At 31.2% G+C, this 12,833-nt stretch carries 10 protein-coding genes and 1 pseudogene; all 11 read right to left on the reverse strand.

The features are described 5' to 3' along the window. Positions 1-12: 12 nt before the first annotated feature. On the reverse strand, positions 13-897 hold the full coding sequence (gene galU, locus BX659_RS00765) for a UTP--glucose-1-phosphate uridylyltransferase GalU (RefSeq protein WP_097016512.1): 885 nt from the start codon (positions 895-897) through the stop codon (positions 13-15). A 371-nt stretch (positions 898-1,268) separates the two neighbouring features. Beyond that, complete coding sequence (wecB, locus tag BX659_RS00770) at positions 1,269-2,450, reverse strand: non-hydrolyzing UDP-N-acetylglucosamine 2-epimerase (RefSeq protein WP_097016511.1); 1,182 nt, start codon at positions 2,448-2,450, stop codon at positions 1,269-1,271. Positions 2,451-2,839: 389 nt separating this feature from the next. After that, a complete protein-coding gene (locus BX659_RS00775; RefSeq protein ID WP_097016647.1) occupies positions 2,840-4,390 on the reverse strand; it encodes an AAA-like domain-containing protein in 1,551 nt (516 codons plus the stop codon). Between the two features lie 447 nt (positions 4,391-4,837). Then, positions 4,838-4,936: a GxxExxY protein gene (locus BX659_RS00780; protein WP_143786646.1), complete on the reverse strand. Its 99-nt coding sequence runs from the start codon at positions 4,934-4,936 to the stop codon at positions 4,838-4,840. A gap of 328 nt (positions 4,937-5,264) precedes the next feature. Beyond that, positions 5,265-6,431 (reverse strand): nucleotide sugar dehydrogenase, encoded by a 1,167-nt coding sequence (locus BX659_RS00785; protein ID WP_106231495.1) that lies wholly within the window; start codon positions 6,429-6,431, stop codon positions 5,265-5,267. Between the two features lie 75 nt (positions 6,432-6,506). Then, entirely contained in the window at positions 6,507-7,703 is a 1,197-nt protein-coding gene (locus BX659_RS00790) for a dTDP-glucose 4,6-dehydratase (protein WP_106231497.1), read from the reverse strand. 272 nt (positions 7,704-7,975) lie between these two features. Beyond that, a complete protein-coding gene (gene rfbD, locus BX659_RS00795) occupies positions 7,976-8,848 on the reverse strand; it encodes a dTDP-4-dehydrorhamnose reductase (RefSeq protein ID WP_106231499.1) in 873 nt (290 codons plus the stop codon). A gap of 113 nt (positions 8,849-8,961) precedes the next feature. Then, positions 8,962-9,525: a dTDP-4-dehydrorhamnose 3,5-epimerase gene (gene rfbC / locus BX659_RS00800; protein ID WP_106231500.1), complete on the reverse strand. Its 564-nt coding sequence runs from the start codon at positions 9,523-9,525 to the stop codon at positions 8,962-8,964. 289 nt (positions 9,526-9,814) lie between these two features. After that, positions 9,815-10,178, reverse strand: a pseudogene (locus BX659_RS19625) (GxxExxY protein). A 570-nt stretch (positions 10,179-10,748) separates the two neighbouring features. Further along, entirely contained in the window at positions 10,749-11,615 is an 867-nt protein-coding gene (rfbA, locus tag BX659_RS00810) for a glucose-1-phosphate thymidylyltransferase RfbA (protein ID WP_106231502.1), read from the reverse strand. Positions 11,616-11,641: 26 nt separating this feature from the next. Then, the gene (locus BX659_RS00815) at positions 11,642-12,823 is read right to left on the reverse strand and encodes a glycosyltransferase (protein ID WP_181186396.1); all 1,182 of its coding nucleotides are present in this window, start codon (positions 12,821-12,823) and stop codon (positions 11,642-11,644) included. Between the last annotated feature and the right edge of the window lie 10 nt (positions 12,824-12,833).

Below are 12,833 nucleotides of genomic sequence, written 5' to 3' on the forward strand. Positions count from 1 at the left end.
CTTTGATTAACCTTACCCTGATATATCTTTATTCTCTTGGATGAACCGATTCAAATACTCTTTAAACTCATCCTTAATGTCATCACGCCCCATAGCAAATTCAATAGTAGCCTCTAAAAATCCTAATTTATTTCCTATATCATATCTCTTTCCACTAAAGACCTTTGCATAAACCTCTTCTTTATTCATCAGACTCTGTAAGGCATCGGTTAATTGAATCTCATTACCTTTACCTGGTGGAGTATTCTCTAATATGTTGAATATTTCTGGTGTAATGATATATCTTCCTAAAATTGCAATATTAGAAGGTGCATCCTCTAAATTAGGCTTCTCCACTAATGCTCTAACTTTATAGAGATCATCATATTGTTCTGAGTAATCTACAATTCCATACTTATGTACCAAATTATTAGGTACTTCCTGTACTCCAATAATAGTAGACTCTTTCTCTTCAAACTCTTCAATCAATTGTTTGGTTACAGGCTTATCAGCATTGACAATATCATCACCTAATAAAACTGCAAAAGGTTCATTACCTATAAAGGTTTTAGCACATAAAATAGCATGTCCTAATCCTTTAGTCTCTTTTTGTCTTACATAATGAACATTAATCAAATCTGAGATATCCCTAACAGTCTCTAATAACTCCTTCTTTCCCTTAGCCTCTAAAGCCATCTCTAACTCTAGATTTCTATCAAAATGGTCTTCGATAGCACGCTTATGCTTTCCAGTTATAATTATCAAGTCCTCAATTCCAGATTCCACTGCTTCTTCGACAATATACTGAATAGTAGGTTTATCTACTATCGGTAGCATCTCCTTAGGCTGTGCCTTGGTAGCTGGTAAAAATCTAGTTCCTAAACCTGCTGCTGGAATTACTGCTTTTCTTACTTTCATCAACTCACTCCTTATTTTTAGTTTATAGTTAACAGTTAATATAGATAAACAATTCTAGAATAGAATTTAAATATTCTACTAATTTAATACATTTAACTTCTTAACCAAAAATTTAAACAATAACTTTCAGCAACGAATCTCACGAATCTACGCAAATGAGACCAATTGATTTAAAATATTAATTAATCCTTTACTCTTTAATTTGTAAGATTCGTGTTAATTCGTTGCTAATCTTTAGCTTTTGAACTTTAGTCTTAGATTCTACTTTAAACTGTCATTATCTATATCTTCATACTTACAATAGTCAGTATCATAATTTTAATTTAATTAATCATAACTAATTACCAATTTTCAACTACTCACTATATTAATTAAAGATTCATCTCCAAAATCCTCTCTTCTTCACCAATAAATTCTTCTATTTTTTCATTGCTATAGCCAAAGTAATACAGAATCATCTCCATAATTCTTCTACTAGCCAACCCATCTCCATAAGGATTAATGGCACTAGCCATTTGGCTATACTTTTCTTCATTATTAATTAAGCTATTGACTACATAGTTAATCGTATCCTTTTCTGTCCCAATTAGCTTAACGGTACCTGCTGCTATTGCTTCTGGTCTTTCGGTAGTATCCCGTAATACCAAGACTGGTTTCCCCAAACTTGGTGCCTCTTCTTGGATGCCTCCAGAGTCAGTCATAATTAGATAGACCTTTGCCATCAAATTAGCAAATTCTTTATAGGACAAGGGTTCTATCAAATGTACCCTTTCTAAACCACCCAAAATATCATTAGCTACCTCTCTCACTCTAGGATTAAGGTGCATAGGAAAGATAAACTCTAATTCAGGATTAGCTAAAGTTAAATCATAAACTGCATTAAAGATATTTCTAAGCCCACCAGTTAAATTCTCTCTGCGGTGAGTCGTTAAAAGAATCACCTTCTTATTGTTAAAATCAATCTGATTCAATTGCTTATTATCAAAGCTATAGCCTTCATCCACAACACTCAGTAAAGAATCAATCACGGTATTGCCACTAATATATATATTCTCTTCACTAATATTCTCTCTTAGTAGATTCTCCTTAGCACCATAAGTAGGGGCAAAATGAAAATTAGCCAATCCCCCTATCAAATGGCGATTAACTTCCTCAGGGTAAGGAGAATATCTATCATAACTCCGTAAGCCTGCTTCTATATGTGCAATTGATACTTGCTGATAAAAGCTTGCTAAAGCTGCCACAAAGCTAGTAGTAGTATCACCATGGACTAAGACTAAATCAGGTTTCTCTTTGATAATAATCTCCTCTAAGCCCTTTAATATTCTAGCAGTAATCTCAGATAAACTCTGACCTGCCTTCATAATATCTAAATCATAATCCGCTCTAATATTAAATAAAGTCAACACTTGATCTAACATCTCTCGGTGCTGAGCCGTTACTGTCACAACCGATTCTATCTCTTCTCTCTTCTCTAGCTCTTTGATCACAGGCGCCATTTTAATTGCTTCTGGGCGAGTACCAAAGATAGACATAACCTTAAGCTTGTTCATAAATACCTCCATAATACTGTAATTTTAGCTTTAGTATATGGAGAAAGATGATAAAATATTAAGGGATTATTCAAGTGCAGATACTCACAAATTTAAGAAGCAATTATTAAGAACTAATAAAATTTTTTCAGCCACTAATCTTCACAAATCAATTTAAAACCATTTCAAACAAAAAACTAGGTTCTGCTTTCTATTTGTGTTTAATTCGTACAATTCGTAGCTAAACTATTCTTTTATCTTTTTAATCTTTCTTCTCTAATAAAAATAAGAGCTACAAGTAAAAACCTGTAACTCTCGCATCGCTTGTCTGTGTAAGCCTGTGCCTAATATTTTCTTTTGATTTTCAAGTTCTTAACTGTAAACCATACACTGTAAGCTGTAAATTTAATTTATACCCAGATAGCAAATATCTCTTTACCATTCTTTTTAACCATTTCTTCTTTATATTCTTTATTTTTGTTAAAATTAAAGCTTATTAGATATCCCTTTTCTACACTCTGTTTATCCAGATAATCTACTAATTGAATTAATCCTTCTTGATGATATTTCTCTCCTCGCCAAATCTTTAACTCTACTATATATTTTTTATCAAGATAAGTAATTACTACATCTAATCTCTTCTCTTGGGAGGTCTGAACTTCTTTAAAGTCAAAGCCTTTACCATTAATAATCGGCTTAATAAAAGCAAGAAAGATTAATCGTCCATTTCTTTCTAAAAATTCTTGATCTTTATCACTATACTGCTCTTTGATGAAGAGTTGAAATTTCTTTAATATTTTCTTGAAATATAAATAGCCATCTGCTCTAATAAAATTTTCTCTAAAATTATAACTTATCTTATTGAGGTTAGTTTCTATTTTTGAACTCATATAGTTATATATTCTCTGTTCGTAAATTCTATTGTGAACTTTCACTATTCCATTATTGTTTTTTAGAATACCATATAATTCCCCTAATTGAATGATAGGATTATCTAAATTATAAGTTATTCTTTCACCATCCATAATTATTTTATAAATAAGTTGATATAAATCGTTATCATTTTCTATATTCTTAATCAGACTTTTAAAATTTGTATTTTGCTCATTCAATAGTATTTTAATTGCTTTTATTAGATTAGCTTCCATCCAATTTTGTTCTTTTAGTGATTCATCAACTGTTTTTGCTAGTTTACTGACTAAGTAAGGATGTCCTGAAGTATAATAATATATCTTTTGAGCAATTTCTTCTACATTTAGCTTAATATTCTGATCTTCTTGATACTCTTCTAACATTGTAGCTATCTCTACTGAGTTAAAGCTCATCTCTACATCAAATTCTACTGCTATATTCCAAGGGCTATTATACTTCTGTTCATCATCTGGCCTTAATTTAAGTTTTAGATTCTTAACATCATAAACTCCTGCTAAAATAATACTATGAAATGTATAATCCTCTCCTCTTTGTGCCATTAAAAATTTATTTCTCAGCATACCTAAAAAATCTAAAAATAACTGATTATTACTACTTTTATCTACTTCATCTATCATTAATACTATTTTTTTATTACTCTCTAATATTAAATCAGTTAGCAAATAGCTAAGTTCACCTATGTTCTCTATCTCATCATTATCCAATACCTTTAGTAAATCAATTTCTTTTTTAAACTTCAAGTTTCTTTTAATTTCCCTCAAAAAACTCTTTATAAAGCTCTCTTCGGAGTTAAAAACTTTACTACTCATCCCTTCAAAACTGATACTGATTACTAAATAGCCCCTTTTAGTCAATCTTCTCCCAAGTAAATAGATAGTTGTAGTCTTTCCATACTGTCTAGGTCTATTAATTGTAAAGTATCTTCCCTTTTCTACCAGTTTCTCTATCTGAGCTAGTTTATTCGATATATCTACCATATAATGTTTATCTGGAATGCAGGTTCCTGTTACATTGAATTCTTTCATAATTTCAACCTCCATATTCTTCCTTATGTTAGTCTTATTATAACCCACTGCTTTTCTTTTATCAATAAGTTACTTAACACAGTTTATATATATAACACGAAAAAGAATTTGAATTCTTAAAATGCTTTTTTTGACACTGATTAAAATCTGATTAAGTTCTGATTTAAAATCTTAATAATCTTTTATCTCAATCCGTTTTTATCACCCCAAGAGTACTTCCTCAGTCAACAGAGGTCGTTTCCTTCAGGGGGCTGTGTTAATCTGCGTCTAATATTCTTTTGACTTTAAGTTGTTTATAATATGAAATCTTTATCGATTTCTATATAGTATAAGGCAAAAAATAATTTTAGCAACGAATTACGCCAATAAACGCGAATTAAGAACAAAAAATTTATATAAGAATATTAAAACTTACTAACTAATTCATCATATTAACTAATCTTTCATACTCTAACTTTTTTCTAGGAATCCATAACCTAACTCGTTATAGACTTCCATTGCTAAGCCAACTATTCTATAGGATAAATCTTTATGTATTATCTTACTCACAGTACATTCCTCCCATCATCTATATTTTACCAATAAATCATACTTTTATGAGGGAAGATTTTCAAATAAAAATCTTAAAGATATCTTTTGCAACAAATTACACGAATAGATGTGAATTTAGGTCAAAACCTTTTAAAATCTTACTTTAGTCTTTTAATCTTTAATTCGTGTGATTCATTTTAATTCGCTGCTAATTTTTTATTTTCTTCTTTTAGTTTAATAATAAAAATAAGAGCTACAAGTAAAAACTCGCAACTCTCATCTCAACTCACTCTTCTATTTCTTGATTTTAACTGTCCACTATCAACTATACATTATCAACTACTCTTTAGTCTCTCCGATATAAATCCCTTGTATATACCTTCTCCTCTACATCTTCTAGCTCTTGATTCATTCGATTAGCAACTATCACATCTGATATCTCTTTAAACTCTTCTAAATCTCTAACTACTTTTGAATGGAAGAACTCCTCCTCTTCTAAAGTCGGCTCATAGATAACTACTTCTATCCCCTTAGCCTTAATTCGCTCCATAACCCCTTGTATAGCTGAAGCTCTAAAATTATCAGAACCTGATTTCATTATTAGCCTATAAACTCCCACTACCTCAGGATCTTTCTTCAGTATCATCTCCGCAATGTGATCTTTTCTAGTACTATTTGCATCAACTATAGCATGAATGATATTATTCGGTACATCAGCATAGTTTGCTCTAAGCTGCTTCGTATCCTTAGGTAAGCAATATCCCCCATAGCCAAAGGAAGGATTATTGTAATGTCCACCAATTCGAGGATCAAGGCAAACACCTTCAATAATCTGTTTAGTATCTAACCCCTTTGATTCTGCATAGGTATCTAACTCATTAAAGTATGAGACTCTCAATGCCAAATAGGTATTAGCAAACAACTTAATCGCTTCTGCTTCTGTAGAATCTGTAAATAAAACTGGAATCTCCTCTTTAATAGCACCTTCAGCCAATAACTCTGCAAAGCGTTCTGCTCGCTGAGACTGTTCTCCTACTACTATACGAGACGGATATAAGTTATCATATAAGGCTTTTCCTTCTCTTAAAAACTCCGGTGAAAAGATAATATTTTCAGTGTCATATTTTTCTTTAATAGACTTAGTATAACCTACTGGGATTGTAGATTTAATGACCATTGTAGCCTCAGGATTTATCTCTAGGACATCTTCGATAACCCCTTCTACGGTCTTAGTATTAAAGTAATTTGTTTCTGTATCATAATCGGTTGGGGTAGCAATTATAATAAATTCTGCATCTTTATAAGCTTTTTCCTTATCTAAAGTTGCTATTAAGTTTAACTCTTTAGTAGCCAGATATTCTTCTATCTCTTGGTCTGCTATTGGTGATTTTTTATTGTTGATTAAATCTACCTTTTCTTGTATGATATCTAAGGCTACTACCTCATTATGCTGAGCTAAAAGAACTGCATTGGATAGCCCTACATAGCCTGTTCCTGCTACTGCTATTTTCATGTATGTTCACTCCTTTAAATAATCAAAAGTAAGAAGTAAGTAGTGAATAGAATCACTTCTCACCTCTTACTGCTTTTAGTTTTCGTACATTTGTTTATAATACTTTTGATAATCTCCACTCGCTACTTCTTCTACCCATTCTTGATTATCTAGATACCATCTAATAGTCTTTTCTATACCATCTTCAAAATTAGTTTCTGGATACCAACCAAGTTCTGTCGCTATCTTTGTAGGATCAATAGCATATCTCATATCATGCCCAAGACGATCCTTAACAAAAATAATTAAATCATAATTAATATTTTCTAAATCTGTCTTTAATACTTTTGAGTATTCTGGCTCTTCTTTCATAATCTTAGCAATTGTATCTATAGTAAGTTTTACGATATTAATATTTTGCTCTTCATTGAAACCACCTACATTATATACTTCACCTAATCTACCATTGTTTACAACCATATCAATAGCCTTAGCATGGTCTTCTACATATAACCAATCCCTTACATTTTTCCCATCACCATAAACAGGCAATTTCTTACCTGAAAGAATATTTTTAATAATTAGAGGGATTAATTTTTCAGGGAAATGATATGGTCCATAGTTATTACTACAACGAGTAATATTAACTGGCATTTTATATGTTTCTGCATATGCCATCACAATCATATCAGCACTTGCCTTTGAAGATGAATATGGACTTCTTGGGTCAATTGGAGTTTCTTCTGTAAAGAAGTTATCACCATAAGTCTTTAAATTAACTCTATCTTTAACTACCTGCTTAACCTCTTCATCTTCTAAAAGAAGGTCTATCGCTTCTTCATAATCTTTTGATAATGAACCATAAACTTCATCTGTGGAAACTTGTAAATATTTTACTCCATCTTTATAAATCGGATATCCACCTTCATCTTTTCCTAGCATCCAATGTGCTTTAGCTACATCTAATAAATTCTGTGTTCCAAGAATATTAGTTTCTAGAAAGATTTGAGGATTTTCAATCGATCTATCTACATGAGATTCAGCTGCAAAGTTAACAACATAATCTATATTGTTTCTATAAAAGATGTTATCAACTAATTCTCTATTTTTAATATCACCTTTTACAAACTCAACTCTATCATCTTTAATTTCGTCCTTAATCGTACCTAAATTCCCAGCATAAGTCAGCTTATCTAGAATAACAATCTTAATATCCTCATACTTCTTTAACATGTATTTTGTAAAGTTGGCACCGATAAATCCAGCAGCACCAGTTACTAAATATGTTTTCATATAAACCTCCTGATTTCTTTAAATTTTACCACAGAGTCACAGAGTAAACTGAGATTACACAGAGATTTATTATTAATTTTAAATATTTTCCCTGTGTTAACTCCATTATTATGTGCCTCTATGGTTAATCTTTAATTTTTATAATTTAACAATACGTAAAATCTACCACTGAGACACAGAGTACACTGAGTAGTCACTGAGTTTTTATTTTTAATTTTATTTATTTCTCTGTGTTAACTCCTTCTCTCTGTGACTCTGTGGTTATCTTTTTATTATAATTCTCCATTATCAGTCAATTCTTTCAGAAATCTATCAATCCCATCTTTCCAATCAGGCATCTTTCTTCCAATAACCTCTTCCGCTTTTGAACTATCTAGCTTACTATATTCAGCCCTTTTAGCAGGAAGATTAAAGTCGACTGTTTTAGCCCTACCTAACTTTCCTTTCCAAGCTATACTTTCTAAAACATACTTAGCTTGCTCATACTTACTCGCCTCTCCACTATTTGAGAGATGGTATAATCCATACTTACCTGTTTGAATTAAATCCCAAGAATAAACCGCTAAATCCCATGAATAAGTTGGAACAGAAACCTGATCATCTACTATATTAAGTTCATCTCTACTTTTAGACCAATTTATAATAGATTTATTAAAATTATTATTACCTATACCAAATACCCAAGAGGTTCTGATCACAAATGATTTATCATAGGCACCTAACACTGCTTGCTCTCCTTGAGCCTTTGACTTACCATATATAGAAAGGGGATTTATCTTATCTTCTTCTTTATAAGGACAATTTTTTGTTCCGTCAAATACAAAATCTGTAGAATAAGTTACAAAAGTTGCTCCCTTCTCCTTAGCAATCTCCGCTAGCTTCTTAGGAGCATCACAGTTCAATGCAAAAGCCTTATCCTCTTCTTCCTCAGCCTTATCTACATTATTATAGGCAGCACAGTTGATAATGATATCAATCTCTTTACCTGCTACAAATTTCTTCACTACCTGATAGTCAGTAATATCCAATGATATACAACCATTGTCTGCAATATAATCTGTAGCTATATATTCTTCTCCCAGCTGATTAAAAAGTTTCTGAAAATCTTGGCCTAACTGACCATTGGCACCAGTTAAAAATATCATAACAGCCTCCTTATACATAAAAAATTTAACCACTGAGGCACTAAGAACACTGAGAATTCACAGAGTTTTATTTCTTTTCTCTGTGCTAACTCCTTTACTCTGTGACTCTGTGGTTAATTCTCTATATCTCTTAATTTCGGTAATTTCTTATCTTTATCAGATAACAATAAATCTTCTTCTTTAATATTATACTCCTCCAAAGGCCAATCTATCGCTATATCTTTATCATTCCAAATAATCCCCGCATCATATTCTGGATGATAATAGTTAGTAGTCTTATACATAAACTCTGCTTCATCTGTTACAGCTACAAATCCATGGGCAAACCCTTCTGGAATATAAAACATCTTCTTATTCTCTTCCGAAAGAATAATTCCAAAATACTCTCCATAAGTCTCTGACCCTTCTCTTAAATCGACAGCCACATCATAGACAGTCCCTTTGATAGCTCTAACAAGTTTTCCTTGGGAATACTTAGTTTGAAAATGCAACCCACGCAATGTACCTTTCTTAGACTTAGAATGATTATCTTGAACAAAATCCATCTCAAGACCTATCTCAACAAACTCTTTCTTGTTGTAACTTTCCATAAAAAATCCACGGTGATCACCAAAGACAGTTGGTTCAATTATGTATAAATCTTTAATTGGAGTTTCTATCTTTTTAAACTTCCCCATTTTAAACCTCCATTAAAATATTATTATACTAATTTCAGTAATATCTGAACTACTTTACCACTGAGACACAGAGAACACTGAGTTTTCACAGAGTTTTACTAACAATTTTTATTTTTTTCTGTATTAACCCGTTACTCTGTGGTTAGCTTTGCTTTTCAATAATAAAATATCCTACCACCGAAAAACATACTACACTGAGTATCCATAACGTTTTTAATTATTAATTTTTCTTTCTCTGTGTTGATTCCTTACCTCTGTGACTCTGTAGTTAATGTTCCCATTCTTTTAATTATAAAATTAATCTCTTGATTCCATTTCTTAATAAATCAACATTAAAATTTATTAATAATCCCAAACTTTTATTTGATAACTTCATATATGTTAATAATTGAGCTTTATGAATATTTGCCAGCGTTTCTACAGCTTTTAATTCAACAATAACCTGCTTTTAGATCTATTCTATAAGCATCTCTTAATTCTTTATCTCTATATCTAATAGGTAATAATAATTGCTTTTCATAGTCTAATCCGCTCTCTTCTAACTCTATACATAAACATTCTTCATATGTTTTCTCTAATAAACCTGGTCCTAAGCTTTTATGCACTTCAATAGCAGCTCCTATTATTTTAGAAGTTATCTCATTTTGATTCACCTAAATAAATCCTCCATTTCTCTATGACTTTGTGGTTATTATTCCCAAACTTTGAATTATAATAACCAATAAAATAATTTACCACAGAGGCACGGAGTACACTGAGTATTCACAGAGTTTTATTATTAATTTTACTTATTTCTCTGTGTTAACTCCTTTCCTCTGTGACTCTGTGGTTATCTTTCTATTCTTTATAATTTAAAGTCTACCACCAAGACACAGAGTACACTAAGTATTCACAGAGCTTTATTATTAATTTTACTTAATTCTCTGTGTTAACTCCTTTCCTCTGTGACTCTGTGGTTATCTTTCTATTCTTTATAATTTAAAGTCTACCACCAAGACACAGAGTACACTAAGTATTCACAGAGTTTTATTATTAATTTTACTTACTTCTCTATGTTAACTCCTTTTCTCTGTGACTCTGTGGTTATCTTTCTATTCTTTATAATTTAAAGTCTACCACCAAGACACAGAGTACACTGAGGATTCACAGAGTTTTATTATTAATTTTACTTACTTCTCTGTGTTAACTCCTTTCCTCTGTGACTCTGTGGTTAATTATCTATCTTATTCTTCTATAATTGATACAAGATACTTCCCATATTCTGTCTTCATCAGCGGCTTAGCCAATTCCCGCAATTCATCATCACTAATATATCCTAGCCTATAAGCAATCTCTTCTATACAAGCCACATAAAGCCCCTGCCTCTTCTGAACTGCCTCTACAAAATTAGCAGCATTCAATAATCCATCATGGGTTCCTGTATCTAACCATGCCATCCCTCGCCCAAAGTGTTCTACCATCAGACTACCTTCATCTAGATAGAGTCGATTGATATCTGTGATCTCTAGCTCTCCTCTAGGTGAAGGCTCTAAATTCTTAGCCTTCTCTACTACTGTATTGTCATAAAAATAAAGTCCTGGTACTGCATAATGTGATTTAGGCTTATCCGGTTTCTCTTCTAATGATAACACTTTACCATCTTCATCAAACTCTACAACTCCAAAGCTACTAGGATCTTTAACATAATAACCAAAGATAGTTGCCCCTTCTTCTAAGGAAGCAGCTCTCTGTAACATTTGGCTAAAATTCTGACCATAGAATACATTATCTCCTAAGATTAAAGCCACATTCTCATCACCGATAAATTCTTCCCCAACGATGAATGCATCTGCCAATCCTCTTGGCTTATCCTGTACTTTATATGATAGTTCAAGACCTATTTGGCTACCATCTCCTAACATTTCCTCGTAAACTGGTAAATCTCTAGGAGTAGAGATAATTAATATCTCTCTAATTCCTGATAGCATTAATACTGATAATGGATAATAAATCATCGGTTTATCATAGATTGGTAAGCTCTGCTTTGATAATGCTTTTGTTAATGGATAAAGTCTAGTTCCGCTTCCACCTGCTAAGATTATGCCTTTCATTGTTAGCCTCCTCAAAAATTAAATTATTAACTATTAGAAATTAAACCTTCAATTTGGTCTTTTAATTCTTTCCCTATACTATCTATAGTATAATTATCTTTTATAAAATCTCTTGCATTATTACCTATACTAATCCTTAAATTCTTATCATTTAAAAGATTATTTATTAAAGAAGCCATTTCACCAGAATTATCCGTTACAAAAATATTTTCCTTATTTTGTGCCATAATACCTTGAATTCCTATACTAGTAGTAACTACAGGTTTACCAACAGCCATTCCTTCTAAAACTTTATTCTGAATTCCAGCCCCCGAAATCATAGGGGCAATAATAACTTTAGCTTCTTGCAAATAAATATATGGATCATCTACAAAACCTGTAACTGTAACCCCATTTATATTAGATAGACTCTCAATTTCTTTTGTTGGATAAGCACCAACTATATAAAATTCAACTTCCTTGATTTGCTCTTTAATTTTAGGAAATACTTCTTTAGTAAAATATTTTACTGCATCTATATTAGGTTGATAATTCATCTTCCCTAAAAAGACAATTCTTTCTTTTTCTTGCTGACTATTTAAATTTAGTAAATTATCATTAACTGAAACTGGTATTATTTTAATCCTTTCTTGGTTAGCTCCCTGTTTAACTAAATATTCCTTATCATAACTAGAAACCAAAATTGATTTATTAAATTTATTTATACACTCTAATTCATAATTTAAAACCCTATCAATTTCCGTTCTATAAATAATATTCCATAGACCTTTAGCCCTATTTATTGCCCTTTTATAATTTAGTGAAATAGCATCTACTAAATTGATAACTTTAGGAATATCTAGTTCTTTAATATATTCTGCTGTTCTAATATGAAAATTATATATTAAATCATAATTATTATAATTATCATCAATCCATTTTTGCACTTCTTTAAAGTAATAATAATGAATTTGCAAAGGTGTTTTTGAAAATAATCCTTTTATTGTATTAATTTTAAATTTTAATCTATCATAATTAAAATCAACAACCTGATTACATAACTGTTTAAGATGATCTAATGATCTAAAATCTTCACTTCCTTCATTAATAAATAATAGATCCACATCATAATTCTTTGACAAAAATTTTAATTGATTATAAAATAATAATTTATCCCCGCCAACTGGAGGGTATGGAACTCTAGACGTAATAACTAATATTTTTTTCATAATAATCATC

Source organism: Orenia metallireducens, from assembly GCF_003001995.1.
In the GTDB taxonomy this organism is placed as follows: Bacteria; Bacillota; Halanaerobiia; order Halobacteroidales; family Halobacteroidaceae; genus Orenia; species Orenia metallireducens_B.